Below are 13,132 nucleotides of genomic sequence, written 5' to 3' on the forward strand. Positions count from 1 at the left end.
GGACATCCGCGACTGGATCGCGGCCTGGAACACCGACCCCAGGCCCTACGTATGGACCAAGACCGCTGATGAGATCCTCGAACGCCTCGCCGGATATCTGAACAGAATTCCCAACTCAGGACACTAGCGTTTCTCGACAGCCGCACGAGAACCGCATCCCCCGAGGTAACGGACATGATCAAGGCCGAGGGCCTGACGAAACGCTACGGCGACAAGACCGCCGTGGACGACCTGACGTTCACCGTCGAACCCGGCGTCGTGACCGGCTTCCTGGGCCCCAACGGCGCCGGGAAGTCGACCACGATGCGCATGATCCTCGGCCTCGACCGGCCCGCCGCCGGTTCGGTCACCGTGAACGGACGCGCGTACGCCGGGCTCCCCGCGCCGCTGCACGAGGTCGGGGCGCTCCTGGAGGCCAAGGCCGTCCACACGGGCCGGACCGCCCGTGACCACCTGCTCGCCCTGGCCGCCACCACCGGCATCCCGCGCCGCCGGGTCGAGGCGGTCATCGACCTCGTCGGCCTGCACGACGTGGCGCGCAAGCGGGCCGGCGGCTTCTCCCTCGGCATGGGGCAGCGGCTCGGGATCGCCTCCGCGCTGCTGGGCGACCCCAAGACGCTGATCCTCGACGAGCCGGTCAACGGCCTGGACCCCGAGGGCATCCTCTGGATCCGCAACCTGCTCAAGGAGCTGGCCGCGGAGGGGCGCACCGTCTTCGTCTCCTCGCACCTGATGAGCGAGATGGCGCTGACCGCCGAGCACCTCATCGTCATCGGGCGCGGCAGGCTGATCGCGGACACCTCGGTGACCGCGTTCATCGAGCGCGCCTCGGCCGGGCGGGTCAGAGTACGGTCGCCGCAGGCGGCGCGGCTCGTCGAGCTGCTCGCCGCCCCGGACGTGACCGTGGCGAGCGCCGGGGAGGGGACGCTGCTGGTCAGCGGCCTGCTCAGCGACAAGATCGGCCAGATCGCCTCCGACAACGGCATCACGCTGTTCGAGCTGGCCTCGCAGCAGGCCTCGCTCGAAGAGGCGTTCATGGAGCTGACCGGCGCCTCCGTCGAGTACCGCGCATCGGAAAGGCCCGCGGCATGACCACCGCCACCGTCACCCAGGCACGCGTCCTCAACTCTGAGTGGATCAAGCTCAGAACCCTGCACTCGACCTTCTGGTCGCTGCTCGCCGCGACCGCCGCCACGTTCGGTCTCGGGCTGCTGTTCAGCTGGGGTTTCGCCGGCCGGCTCGCCGACCCCAAGCGTCACATCGACGACGCCGCGAGCCTCGCGGTGATCGTGCCGCTCCGGTCGTACGCCGTCGCCCAGCTCGCCGTCGGCGTGCTCGGCGTCATGGTGATCACCGGGGAGTACTCCACCGGGACGATCCGCGCCACGCTCGCCTCCGTACCCCGCCGGCTGCCCGTCCTGTGGGCCAAGGCCGCGGTCTTCGGCGCGGTCGTGCTGGTGCTCATGGAGGCCGTGTCCTTCGTGACCTTCTTCGGCGGCCAGGCGATCCTGTCGACGCGGCACGTCCAGGCCACGCTGTCCTCGCCGCAGGCGCTGCGGATCGTCATCGGGGTCGGCCTCTACCTCACCGTCGTGGGCCTGCTGGGCACGGCGCTCGGCACCATCATCCGCAGCACCGCGGGCGCCATCGCGGCGCTCTTCGGCATCCTGCTGGTGCTGCCGGGCATGGGCGAGGTCCTCGACCTGACCTCGTGGGGCCGGCACATCACGCCGTACCTGCCGAGCAACGCGGGCGGCGCCCTGCTCACCAACGAGCCCGACCCCGGCTCGCTCGGCCCGTGGACCGGCTTCGGGTACTTCGCCTCCTACACCGTGATCGCGATGGCGGTCGCGGCGTACCTCCTCAAACGCCGGGACGCCTGAGACCCATGTCCGGTTCGCCCGTTCCCGGCCCCGGTGCTCTTCTCGCGCGCCGGGGTTCCGGGCTGCGTACGCTCGCGGCGCGGCATCCGGCCTCGGCCGACGCCGCGTCCGCCCTCGCGCTGCTGGCCTTCGGCGCGATCCACCTGCTCAAGGATCCGCCGCCGCACCCGCCGGCCGCCTGGACGCTGGAGGTCGCCATCTACGCGCCGCTGGCCTGGCGGCGGCGCGTCCCGTTCACCGCCTTCGCCGCGGTCGCCGGAGTGGCGTTCGTCCAGTGGCTCAGCGGAACTCTCCTCGCGACCGGGGACATCGCCCTGCTCATCGCGCTGTACTCGGTCGCCGCGCACTCCTCGCTGCGCCGCCTGTTCGTGGCCGCAAGCGTCATGGAGGCCGGCGTCGCGCTGGCCACCGTCCAGTGGGCGTCCGGGATGGCGGCCGCGCGGGCGTTCGTGCTGCTGTCCGGGATGTCCACGGCCGCCGCGGTCCTCGGCCTGAACCTGCGGACCCGCCGCGCCTATCTCTCGTCGCTGGAGGACCGCGCGGCCCGGCTCGAACGCGAACGCGACCAGCAGGCCCGGATCGTCGTGGGGAGGAGCGGGCCAGGATCGCCCGCGACGTCCACGATATTGTCACGCACAGTCTCTCGGTCATGGTCGCGCTCACCGACGGCGCCGCGTACACGCTCCCGGCCTCGCCGGAACGCGCCGCCGACGCCGTCGGCAAGGCGTCGGACATCGGGCGCCAGGCGATCGCGGAGATGCAGCGTGTCCTGGACGTGCTGCGAGACGACGGCCCGGACCGGCGGCCCCAGCCCGGGCTGGGGCAGTTGGACACGCTGTTCACGGAGGTGCGCGCCGCGGGCCTGCCGGTGGAGTTCGCCGTGACGGGACGGCCGCCGGCCCTGACGTCCGGCGCCGAGCTCGCCGTCTACCGTGTCATCCAGGAGGCGCTCACCAACGTCCGCAAGCACACCGTTCCCGGCACCACGGCCCGGGTACGGCTCGGACACTCCGACGAGCGAGTCGAGATCGAGATCACCGACGACGGCCCCGCCGTGCTCGTCACCACCGCCGCCGAGCGCGCCGGGCACGGCCTCGCCGGCATGCGCGAACGCGTCGCGGTGTACGGCGGCCGGCTCGAGGCCGGGCCGCTGCCGGGCGGCGGCTGGCGCGTGTACGCCCGTCTCGAATCCGGAGGCACCCGGTGACCGGCGTCCTTCTCGTCGACGACCAGCCGCTGCTGCGCATGGGCTTCCGGCTCGTACTGGAGGCCCAGCCCGGCATGACGGTCGTCGGGGAGGCCGGCGAGGGCGCCGAGGCCGTGAGCCAGGTGGCCGCGCTCGCTCCGGACGTGGTGCTGATGGACGTACGGATGCCGGGCATGGACGGCATCGAGGCCACCGAGCTGATCACCCGCGACCACCCGGCCTCGCGCGTGCTGATCCTGACGACGTTCGACCTGGACGAGTACGCGTTCGCCGCGCTCCACGCGGGCGCGGCCGGCTTCCTGCTCAAGAACGTCCAGCCCGCCGAGCTGATCGCGGGCATCCGCACGGTCGCGGCCGGAGACGGCGTCGTCGCCCCGCGGCTCACCCGGCGGCTGATCGAGACGTTCACGCGACAGCACGGCGTACGGCCGGGCACGGCCGACGACGCACGCCTGGACCGCCTGACCGGCCGCGAGCGCGAGGTCCTGATCGAGATGGCCAAGGGCCACTCCAACGCGGAGATCGCGGCCACGCTCGGCCTGTCGGAGGCGACGGTGAAGACGCACGTCAGCCGCATCCTGCCCAAGCTCGGCCTCCGCGACCGTGTCCAGGCGGTCGTCCTCGCCTACCAGACCGGGCTGATCCGCCCGCTGTGACGTGAGAATCCACGTAAGCGGATCCAGGCCCGAAAGCGTGTACGGGTTGTGAAGCAGCGGGAGTTCCAGGAGTTCTACGAGTCCAGCCGGGACGCGTGCCTGCGGGCGGTGGTCGCGGGGGTCGGTGACCGGCAACTGGCCGAGGATCTGGTCGCCGAGGCGTTCACCCGGGCGTGGGTGGCGTGGCACAGCGTCCGGCGTCATCCCGCGCCGTCCGCGTGGATCGTGCGGACGGCGCTCAACACCAGGGTCTCCTGGTGGCGCCGGCGACGGCGGGAGGTCGCGCTGGACGACGGCCACGACGTCGCCGCGGCCGGCGGCGACCCCGATCTGGATCCCGCGCTGCTCACCGCGCTGCGCCGGCTGCCGCAGCGGCAGCGGGAGGTGATCGTGTACCGGGTCTTCCTGGACCTGGACACCCAGACCACAGCGAAGGTGCTGGGTATCGCCCCGGGCACCGTCACCGCCCACCTGTCGCGGGCCGTCACGACGCTGCGCGCCCATCTCATCACCGTCGACACCCCGGAGGCCGGGTCATGAACACACACGAGACAGAAGTAGCGTCCGCGCTGAAGGACTCCCTGGAGGACGTCACGATGCACACGCCGGTCAACGAGATCGTCGGCGCGGGCCGGGCGCGCCGCCGCAGGCGCCACCTCACCTTCGCGGCCACGGGCGTCGTGGCGGTCACCGGCGTCGCGCTCGGCGTGCCCGCCCTCAGCCACCCCTCGACCGCCCCGCCCGGACCCGGGGTGAGCGCGGGCGGAGTTCACATCCGTACGGCCGCGTTCTCCCTGGACACCCAGGCCGACGGCACGCTGCGGGTGACCTGGGACAAGGAGAAGTACTTCGCCGACCACGCGGGACTGCAGCGCGCCCTGCGCGCGGCGGGCTTCCCCGTCCTGGTCAAGGACGGCGTCTTCTGCCGGGGACCCCAGGACGACGGCTACCTGAGCCCGAGCGGCAGCGGTCACGGAGTCGAGCGCGTCGTGCACGGCGAGCGCCAGGGTGACGGCAGGGTCAACCTCGTCTTCGACCCCGCCGCCATGCCCCGCGGCAAGCAACTGTTCATCGGCTACCTGTCCCCGGCCCAGCTCGCCGCCGTCAACGGCAACCCCGGCTCCGTCGAACGCCTCGTGCCGGTCTCCGGGGCGCTGACGTGCGACACCCAGGCGCCGCCGCCCCACATCCGGGGTGAGGGCAAGGGCGACTGAACGGCCACGGCACGGCGATCCGGCCGGCGGCGGGGCGAAAACCCGTCCGCCGGCCGGACGTCGTTGCGCCAGAATGACTCCTGTGGACAAATCAGAATCAGGCGGCGGCAAAGCGTCTTTAGGGGCCGGCTGTAATCGCTTGGTGCTGTTGGCGTACCTGGTCTTATGGGACCTCGAACCGGCGCATCGGATCGAGCGGGCACTGCGCGTCGTCCGGCGTCGTGCCACCTGGGAGCAGGGGGACGGCCTCCGGCGGCGCGTGCTGAGACGCTGCGTCCGCACGAAGCACGGCGGCGAGTACCGGCCGCGCGGCTGGCCGGCGATGCGTCCGGCCGACGCCACGCTCGACGCCGGAATGGCCGAGGCGATCAGGCGGCTGTCCCGCGAGGAGCGCGTCGCGTACGTCCTGCAGCGGGTCGAGGGCCTGACCCTCGATGAGACGGTGGCGGAGCTGCGGCGCCTGCGGGTTCCCGAGTCCGGCGCCGTCGCCCGCCGGGCGGTCCGCTCCGTCGACTCCGTCGCGGAGCCGGACGCGCAGCGTACGGTGATCCTCGCCCTGGACCTGGAGACGGTCGCCCTGTCCCCGCGCTGGCCGTCGCGCCCGTCCCGCGGCCGGTGGGCGGTCGTGCTCGCGGGCGTGCTGGCGATGGCCGTGGCCGCGGCGGGCGTGGTGCTGTGGCTGCCGGAGGACCGGGCCCGGCTGCGCGTGAACACCCGCGTCGACGATGACGCCGTCGACCTCGACGAGTGGCCGGCCCGCGGGGATCGCGTGCACGACGGCGCGCTGCTCGGCCGCGCGCGCGACGCGTGGGAGGGCGTGCCGTACCGCCCCGGCGAGGACGGGAGCCGGTACGGCTCGGTCACGCTGTACGGCCTCGGCGAGGTGCCCCACCCCCGGCCGGGACCGGGCACGCTCGTCGTGCTGTTCGCCGGCACCGTCGGGCCGGCCCGTACGGTGCTGCTCAGCGACGGCGGGCTCTTCGCGCTGTACTCCGAGGGCACTCGCGTCGGCAGGTCCCTGACCGTCGAGACCGCCCCGCTGGTGCCCGCGGGCCCGCTCGCCGTCGGCCCGCCGGAATTCGACCAGGGGACGCGGCAGGCGTACCTGCTTCCCCCCGGCACCCGGCACGCGGAGATCGCGACCCTCGCGGACACGCGGCCCGCGTGGCGGTCCGTGACGACGCGGGACGGGGTGGTCATCGTGCCGAACGTCCGTGGTTCTTCCGGCTGCCGCCGGACGCTGTTCCGCGTGTCCCGGCCGACGGTCTCCGGCGGCGCCGACTTCACCAGCGTCTACGCCGGCCTGGAGAACCCGGTGACGACCACGCGGATCGTGTGGCAGGCGCCGGGCGCCGAGACCGCTGCTCTTGACACCCGCCTGGCCCGCGACGTGATCTGCGAGGACGAGTACTTCTCCGCGCTCCACACGAGATCCGTCGCGCAGGTGGACGCGAAGACCTTCTGGCACGGCGCGCTTCCCGAGGGGCGCCATCGCGGCGCCTTCGTCAGCCTCGTCCTCACCTACGGCGCGGGGCAGCCCGACCCGCCGAAGAACCTGCCGGTCGAGAGCGAGGAGGGCCAGACCGTCTTCGTCGACCAGCCGCCGGACGCGCCTGGAACGGTGACGACCGAGGAGAGCGAGACCGACGAGAGCGGCGGGGACGCCGCGTACGCGACCGCCTCGTGGCACGGCGCGTCCGGCCGCTGGTACATGATCGCCGGCGGCGCGCCCGCCATCGCCCGCATGTGGACCTGGGGCAGGCGGAACGAGAAGGCGAACGGCCGGACCCTGATCGTCCGCGGCCCGATGAGCCACGCCACGGAGGAGCCGGAGTGGGACCTACGCGTCGACGCCGTGACCGCGTCCGGCGAGCCGGGAAGCCTCCAGTGAGACGTCCCCAGAGGGCGGCGATGGGCGCCAGGACCTGGTCGGCGAAGTCGGCGAACGCGGCGGTCGGCTCGCCCACCGGCACCCGGGGCGGATGACCAGCACGAGCGAGACGCCCATCGCGCAGCTCCGCGGCGCGGCCTCGGCGATGAGCGTGACCTCGCCGGGGTCGCGCCGGGCCTCGGGCGCCGCGCGGCGGCACTCGGCGAAGAGCGGGGCCGGGTCGGCGACGGCCGGGCGGAACCCGTCCGCCGGCCGGCCGTGCGGCGGGCCGCCGCCACGCTGTGGCCGCCCATGACCAGCGGGGTCGGGAGACGGCAGGCCGGCCCTCATGCGGCGTCGTTCCGTCCGCCGAGGGAGCCGGCGAGCAGGCCGCCGAGGCGGTCGGCGACCGCGATCGTCGTCAGGTGGGTGTTCGCGCGGGGGATCAGCGGCATCAGCGAGGCGTCGGCGACATAGACGTTCGCCAGGCCGTGCACCCGCCCACGCTCGTCCGCCACGGACAGCGGGTCCGCCTCCGGGCCCATGGCGCAGGTCCCGACCGGGTGCCAGTAGCCGCTCGCGTCGGCGAGCACGGCCGAGTGCGCCCGCCGCCCGTCCCCCCACGGCGTCAGCCCGGCGAGCCCGGCCAGCGAGGCGGACCCGGCGAACTCGTGGGCCAGGTCGATGGCCTCCAGGACCACGCGCTCGTCGTGGCCGGCCGGGTCGGTGAAGAATCCGTGGTCGATCCGCGGCGGTGCCATCGGGTCCAGGGAGGCGGCCCGTACGGCGCCGCGCGAGCGGGGCGCCATCACGTACACGTGGAGCGAGGCCGACATCGGCCCGGTGTAGCGGCCCCGCGCGTCGAGGGCCGGGCCGGCCGCGGGCACCATGTGGACGTCCCAGTACTCGTCGGAGGCCAGGCTGGAGCGCGCCTTGACCAGGGTCTGGGCGAAGTAGGACTCCGCCGCGTCCGGCATCGCCGCGGCCAGGCCCGGCAGCGGGTCCAGCACCAGCGCGAGCGAGCCGTGGTCGATGAGGTTCGCCCCGACTCCGGGGAGCGGCTGCGTCACCGGGGCGCCCAGGTCGCGCAGCGCCCGCTCGGGCCCGACGCCGCTGCGCATCAGCAGCGGCGGGTTGCCGTACGTCCCGCAGCACAGCGCGATGACGTCGGCGCTCAGCCGCCGCTCGCCGCCGTCCCCGACGGTGACCAGGCCGGTCGCCCGGTCGCCGGCGAACTCCAGCCGCGCGGCGTGGGAGTCGGCGATCACCTGGAGGTTCGGGCGGTCGCGGGCCGGATCGAGGTAGGCGAACCCCGCGTGCCAGCGGACGGAGCCGACCGCGTTGAGCGGCACCCAGCCGGCGCCCTCGTGGCCGGTCTCGTCGTTGACGTCCTCGAGGAAGGGCAGGCCGAGCCGGCCGGCGGTCTCGACGACCGCCTCGTGCCAGGGCGTGCGGTCGTGCGCCTCCGCCGGCCGTACGCGCAGCGTCCTCATCGCGTCGTGCAGGTGGGGGCGCAGCGTCCGGTCGTTCAGGGTGCCGCGGGAGTACGGCGACCACGCGTCGTAGTCCGGCGGCGCGCCCAGCGTCGCCCAGCAGCCGTTGTGCGCCGAGGACCCGCCGATCACGCGGGCGCGGGCGCAGCAGGGTTCGCCGGCGTCCCAGTCGTGCCCGCGCGCCGGCACACGCGCGTCGAGCAGTTCCGCAGGCCAGCGCCGGACGTCGAAGCGCCCGTAGTCCGGTCCAGCCTCGACCAGGCCGACACTGGTGCGCTCGTCCTCGCTGAGCCGGTTGGCCAGGACGCATCCCGCCGCACCGCCGCCGACGATGAGCACGTTGAAGTGCGTGGTTCGCAAGAATGTTCTCCCAGGGAGGTCAGACGGGTTCCAGATCGGCCAGGCCGGTGCGCGGGCTCCGTACGTCCTCACCGGCCGCCGCCACCGCGCCGCTCAGGCGCACGCCGGCCCGGACACGGGCGTCGGGCAGCACCACCGACCGCTCCACCTCCGCGCCGGGCTCCACGACGCAGCCGGGGAAGAGCACGCTGGAGCGCACCGACGCGCCGGACGGCACGTCGACGTCGCCGCCGACCAGGCTGCCCAGATCGGGGTCGAACCGCGGCGGGCCGCCGGTCAGCGTGCGCGGCAGGTCCCCGGGCGGCAGCGGGTGCGGCCGGTCGAGCAGCCGCATCTGCTCCAGGTGGTAGCGCTCCACGGTGCCGATGTCGGCCCAGTAGCCCGAGATCGGGTACGCCAGCACGTGCCGTCCCTCCTCGATCATCCGGGGCAGCACGTCGCGGCTGACGTCGTGCTGCCAGCCGTCCTCGCCGAGCGCGGCGAGCGAGGCGAGCACTTCCTCCAGCACCTCGGTACGGAACAGGCAGAACGCGGTGAACACCAGGTCCGAGGTCGGCTCGGCGGGCTTTTCGACCAGCGCGCGCACGCGCAGGTCCGCGTCGACCTCGACCATGCCGAACAGCCGGACGAAGCGCCGCTCGATGCGCTGCACGCCGATCGTCACGTCCGCGCCGGCCCGGCGGTGCGCCGCGAGCATCGGGCCGTAGTCGAAGGTGTAGACGTGGTCCGCGTGCTGGACGAGGACGTCGCGCGCGCCCGGCGCGAACAGGTATTCGGCGTTGTTGAGCAGGGCGTCGGCGGTGCCCGACTCGGCCGGCCGCGGCGGCAGGGGAGCGCCCGGCGGCGCGCCGCCGGAGCGCACCAGCGCGTCGTGCGGGCCGAAGTTGACCCGGATGCCGTTGCCGTCCCAGTGCGAGGCGAGATAGTCGAGCAGGTCCCGTTCGCGGTGCATCGACAGCAGCACCACCTCCGGGACGCCGGAGCGGACCGCGTTCGCCATGCTGAAGTCCAGCAGATGGCAGGAGGCCGCGTACGGCACGAGCGGCTTGCACGTCTCGTCGGTCAGCCGGCCCATCCGCTCGCCGAGCCCGCCCGCGAGCAGCGCGGCGCGTACGTCCTGCATGGTTCCTCTCCGATCAGGATAACTACCACGTACGACCCTGCGGGCTGCTCTGCGGCAGCAGGTCCCGCAGGAGGCGTACGGAGCCGGCGACGCTCTGCTCCCGAGGCAGCAGGGCGTCCTCGTGTTCGACGTAGAGCACGCCGCGGAAGTTGTCGTCCAGGAGCGCCGAAACGATCTGCGGCCACGGCAGGTCGCCGGCACCCAGGGCGCGGAAGCGGATCGGCGGGCCGGGGCCGTACCGGGACCAGCCCGCGCCGGGCGGCGCGTCCGCGCCGTGCCAGCGCTGCAGGTCCTTCGCGTGCGCCGCGCCGAGGCCGTCGCCCCAGCCGCGGACCGCCTCGACCGGGTCGTGCCCGGTGGCGGCCAGGTTGGCCGGGTCCACGCACAACCGGACCGGCGCGTCCCCGGCCGCGTCGAGGAGCTGACGTGCGCTGATCCGGTCGTAGACGACCTGCTTGGGGTGCGGCTCGACGAGCACCGTGACGCCGTGCTCGGCGGCCAGCGCCAGGATCGGCGCCGCCTCCTCGCGCCAGGCGGCGATGTTGTCGGCCCAGCTCACGTCGCTGTGCCACCACGAGAGCCAGCGCGCGACGTCCGGCACGCCGAACATCAGCCGTGCGTGCCGCGCGCCGAGGTCGGCGGCCAGCCGTACGGTGTCCAGGCCGTGGCGCAGCGCGTGCTCGCGCTTGGCCGCGGCCGTGCCGGAGAGCACCGGGTCGGTGTGCGGGCCGTGCGGCCCGAGCAGCAGCTGGGTGTCCCTGCTGTTGCTCACGCAGTCCACGTGGGCGTCCGCGACGGCCGCGCGCAGCTCGGCGCGGTGGTCGTCCTCGCGCGCCCAGCGCGCCAGGTCGACCAGGCCCGACGTGGTGTCGGTCGGCAGGTCGACCACGTCCGCCCCGACCCGCGCGGCGTGGTCGAGGGCGTCGACCAGCCCGGACCCGCCCCAGGCGGCCAGGCAGAGGCCGAGCGCGATGGGCGGGTCGCCGTCGTCGCGGCGGGCCGGCGGACGGGACCGCGCGGCGCGCGGCGGCGGGTCCAGGCCGACCAGCCACGCGGCGCCGGGCGGAGGCCGTACCTCCCCGTCCTGTACGCGGCTGCGCAGCGCCGCGTGCACCGAGGCCACCGGCTCGGTGACCGGCACGACCTCGGCCACGGACAGCTCGCCGCGCAGCCGCCGGTCGAGCTCGGCGAACAGCGGCGGGCAGCCGCGCAGCACGCCGCCGCCGGCGGCCACGGACCACGCGCCGGTGAGCCCGGCGCGGTCGCGCCCGGCACGTACGCCGAGGACGAGCTCGCCGACCGCCGTGGAGACCAGCTCGGCGGCCCACGCGTCGCCGTCCAGCCAGGCGTCGCAGACGGCCGGCGCGAGGGCGGCCACCGCGGCCTTGGGGAACGCCTCGGCGGCCAGCTCGCGGGCGAGCTCGGCCGGCGAGCGGCCCGCGGTCAGCTCGGTGAGCCGGGCCCCGATCGCGGTCGCGGGCCCACGGCCGTCGCCGGCACGTACGGCGGCGCGCAGCCCGGCCAGGCCGAGCGCGAAGGCGCTGCCCTCGTCGCTGCCGAGGTACTCACACCCGCCGACCCGGCACGGGGCGCTCACGCCGTCGGAGGCGATGAACCCCGAGCCGGTGCCGCAGACCAGCACCACGCCGCGCCCCGCGAGCGGCGGCGCGACCAGCCACGGCACGGAGTCGTTGGAGACGAGCAGCCGCCCGCGCACGCCCGCCGCGCGGGCCAGGTCGCGCAGCCGGTCCGGTTCACCGCCGGCCTCGGCGAGGTCGACGGCCGCGGTGGCGATCCACCCCGTACCCGGCTCGCCGCCGAGCGCCGCGGCGACGTCGCCGAGCAGCGCGCGCAGCGTCCGCGCCGCGGCCTCCGTGCCGACCGAGGCGGGGTTGACCGAGCCGTAGGTCCGCCGGGCGGTGGAGCCCGGGACGATCGCCGTCGTCGTGCTCCCGCCCGCGTCCACCGCCCAGAGTGAGGTCACCGGCCCCCCACCGGGACGTCGGCGGAGACGTTGCGCAGGAGCGCGGCCCGCACCTCGTCCTCGGTGACGTCCTCGGCGATCAGCGTGGTGCCCAGCTCGACCGGGAGCACGAAGCGCAGGCTGCCGTCCCGGATCTCGCGGATCTTGTCCAGCGCGCCGAGCACGTCCTCCACCGGAGGCACGGACCGGAGCTGTTCCAGGCGTACCGGCAGGCCGAGACCGGTGATCAGGCCGACGATGCGGTCGGCGAGCGCGGGGTCGAGCAGGCCGCGGGCGCGGGCGATGTCCACCGCGATGACCATGCCGAACGCGACCGCCTCGCCGTGCAGCACGGGGCCGTACCCGGTGGTCGTCTCGACGGCGTGACCGACGGTGTGCCCGAAGTTGAGCGGGCGGCGCAGGTCCACCTCGTACGGGTCGCGGCCGACGAGTTCGGTCTTGATCGTGCTGGCCGCGCTCACGAGCGGGCCGACCGCCGAAGAATGGCACTGAACCAGCGCGCCGGCGTGTCGCTCGATGTATTCGAAGAGCTCGGGCGAGGCGATTATCGCCTTTTTCAAAGCCTCGGCCAGACCGGCGCGCGCCTGCCGCGGGCCGAGGGTCTGCAGGAACTCCAGGCAGGAAATGACGGCGCGTGGCTGGTAGAACGCGCCGACGAGGTTCTTGGCCGCATTGTGGTCGACCGCGACCTTGCCGCCGATGCCGGCGTCGACCTGGGCGAGCAGCGTCGTGGGAACGTTGACGTACGGGACGCCGCGCATGAAGGCGCTCGCGACCCAGCCGACGGTGTCCATGATCATTCCGCCGCCGAGCGCGACGACGACGTCGCGCCGCGCGAAGCCGATCTGGGCGAGCCAGTCGATGAGAGCGTAGGCCGTGTCGAGGCTCTTGCTCTTCTCGCCCGGGTCGACGATCTTGCTGCCCAGCAGCAGCCCGCGCTCGCCGAGCGTCTCGGTGAGCCGGTACGCGGGCAGGGCGGCGACGGTCCGGTCGGTGATGACCGCGGCCCGGCGGCCGTCGAGTTCACCGAGCAGCACCTCGGCCGCCGCGGCGGTGTCGGGCACGACGTGGATGCGGTAGGTGTCCAGCCGTTCGAGGTTCACCTCGATGGCGGACGAGGTGGCCGACAAGGGGATCCGATCGCGAACGACGTAGCTTTTCTCGGCCATCCGTCTCCCTAACAAGATCAACTAAACGGGTCAGGCTGGGTTAGGCGCCACCTCGGCCGGTGCGAGATTTATCTTCTCGGATAAATGTTTATCAAACACGATATCCGGCCAAAGACGTGATGATGCATGCGAAGGCAGGCGCGGTTACCGGCGCCAGACGACTGTTCTCCCCG

At 74.0% G+C, this 13,132-nt stretch carries 13 protein-coding genes and 1 pseudogene; 8 read left to right on the plus strand and 6 right to left on the minus strand.

What is annotated here, in order from left to right; translation table 11 throughout:
* From QWU11_RS34885 to QWU11_RS34895, 3 genes and pseudogenes are all read left to right on the plus strand, one after another.
* Positions 1–127 (plus strand): annotated as a pseudogene (locus QWU11_RS34885) (IS630 family transposase); the annotation flags it as partial.
* Positions 128–174: 47 nt separating this feature from the next.
* Positions 175–1,092, plus strand: a complete 918-nt coding sequence (locus QWU11_RS34890; protein WP_290118770.1) for an ATP-binding cassette domain-containing protein — start codon at positions 175–177, stop codon at positions 1,090–1,092.
* Positions 1,089–1,883: an ABC transporter permease subunit gene (locus QWU11_RS34895; RefSeq protein WP_290118771.1), complete on the plus strand. Its 795-nt coding sequence runs from the start codon at positions 1,089–1,091 to the stop codon at positions 1,881–1,883. Before QWU11_RS34890 ends, QWU11_RS34895 begins: the two co-directional genes overlap by 4 nt.
* A gap of 199 nt (positions 1,884–2,082) precedes the next feature.
* Here the strand turns inward: QWU11_RS34895 and QWU11_RS34900 are convergent, their stop codons facing one another.
* Positions 2,083–2,355: a hypothetical protein gene (locus QWU11_RS34900; protein ID WP_290118900.1), complete on the minus strand. Its 273-nt coding sequence runs from the start codon at positions 2,353–2,355 to the stop codon at positions 2,083–2,085.
* Here QWU11_RS34900 and QWU11_RS34905 point away from each other — a divergent pair.
* From QWU11_RS34905 to QWU11_RS34925, 5 genes are all read left to right on the plus strand, one after another.
* Positions 2,299–3,090 (plus strand): histidine kinase, encoded by a 792-nt coding sequence (locus tag QWU11_RS34905; protein WP_290118772.1) that lies wholly within the window; start codon positions 2,299–2,301, stop codon positions 3,088–3,090. The two genes, QWU11_RS34900 and QWU11_RS34905, sit on opposite strands and share 57 nt — an antisense overlap.
* Positions 3,087–3,746: a response regulator transcription factor gene (locus QWU11_RS34910; protein WP_290118773.1), complete on the plus strand. Its 660-nt coding sequence runs from the start codon at positions 3,087–3,089 to the stop codon at positions 3,744–3,746. Before QWU11_RS34905 ends, QWU11_RS34910 begins: the two co-directional genes overlap by 4 nt.
* 48 nt (positions 3,747–3,794) lie before the next feature.
* Positions 3,795–4,286: a sigma-70 family RNA polymerase sigma factor gene (locus tag QWU11_RS34915; RefSeq protein ID WP_290118774.1), complete on the plus strand. Its 492-nt coding sequence runs from the start codon at positions 3,795–3,797 to the stop codon at positions 4,284–4,286.
* Entirely contained in the window at positions 4,283–4,960 is a 678-nt protein-coding gene (locus QWU11_RS34920; RefSeq protein ID WP_290118775.1) for a hypothetical protein, read from the plus strand. The genes QWU11_RS34915 and QWU11_RS34920 overlap by 4 nt, the downstream gene beginning before the upstream one ends.
* Positions 4,961–5,102: 142 nt before the next feature.
* Positions 5,103–6,851: a hypothetical protein gene (locus QWU11_RS34925; protein ID WP_290118776.1), complete on the plus strand. Its 1,749-nt coding sequence runs from the start codon at positions 5,103–5,105 to the stop codon at positions 6,849–6,851.
* Here the strand turns inward: QWU11_RS34925 and QWU11_RS34930 are convergent.
* The 5 genes from QWU11_RS34930 to aroB are packed head-to-tail and all read right to left on the minus strand — an operon-like array spanning position 6,801 to position 12,959.
* The gene (locus QWU11_RS34930; RefSeq protein ID WP_290118777.1) at positions 6,801–7,181 is read right to left on the minus strand and encodes a hypothetical protein; all 381 of its coding nucleotides are present in this window, start codon (positions 7,179–7,181) and stop codon (positions 6,801–6,803) included. The genes QWU11_RS34925 and QWU11_RS34930 overlap by 51 nt on opposite strands.
* The gene (locus QWU11_RS34935) at positions 7,178–8,683 is read right to left on the minus strand and encodes a GMC oxidoreductase (RefSeq protein ID WP_290118778.1); all 1,506 of its coding nucleotides are present in this window, start codon (positions 8,681–8,683) and stop codon (positions 7,178–7,180) included. The genes QWU11_RS34930 and QWU11_RS34935 overlap by 4 nt, the downstream gene beginning before the upstream one ends.
* A 19-nt stretch (positions 8,684–8,702) precedes the next feature.
* Positions 8,703–9,806: a sugar phosphate nucleotidyltransferase gene (locus QWU11_RS34940; protein WP_290118779.1), complete on the minus strand. Its 1,104-nt coding sequence runs from the start codon at positions 9,804–9,806 to the stop codon at positions 8,703–8,705.
* A 22-nt stretch (positions 9,807–9,828) separates the two neighbouring features.
* Entirely contained in the window at positions 9,829–11,790 is a 1,962-nt protein-coding gene (locus QWU11_RS34945) for a TIM barrel protein (protein ID WP_290118780.1), read from the minus strand.
* Positions 11,787–12,959, minus strand: coding sequence for a 3-dehydroquinate synthase (gene aroB / locus QWU11_RS34950; RefSeq protein WP_290118781.1), 1,173 nt, complete (start codon positions 12,957–12,959; stop codon positions 11,787–11,789). The genes QWU11_RS34945 and aroB overlap by 4 nt, the downstream gene beginning before the upstream one ends.
* Positions 12,960–13,132: the final 173 nt, after the last annotated feature.

Origin of the sequence: Actinomadura sp. DC4, from assembly GCF_030406325.1 — a bacterium.
GTDB lineage: Bacteria > Actinomycetota > Actinomycetes > Streptosporangiales > Streptosporangiaceae > Actinoallomurus.

Bases quoted from the DNA above. Each gene is read 5' to 3' on its own strand.
- QWU11_RS34890 (WP_290118770.1), top strand. From the start codon at position 175: ATGATCAAGGCCGAGGGCCTGACGAAACGCTACGGCGACAAGACCGCC.
- QWU11_RS34895 (WP_290118771.1), top strand. From the start codon at position 1,089: ATGACCACCGCCACCGTCACCCAGGCACGCGTCCTCAACTCTGAGTGG.
- QWU11_RS34920 (WP_290118775.1), top strand. From the start codon at position 4,283: ATGAACACACACGAGACAGAAGTAGCGTCCGCGCTGAAGGACTCCCTG.
- QWU11_RS34930 (WP_290118777.1), bottom strand. From the start codon at position 7,181: ATGAGGGCCGGCCTGCCGTCTCCCGACCCCGCTGGTCATGGGCGGCCA.
- QWU11_RS34940 (WP_290118779.1), bottom strand. From the start codon at position 9,806: ATGCAGGACGTACGCGCCGCGCTGCTCGCGGGCGGGCTCGGCGAGCGG.
- aroB (WP_290118781.1), bottom strand. From the start codon at position 12,959: ATGGCCGAGAAAAGCTACGTCGTTCGCGATCGGATCCCCTTGTCGGCC.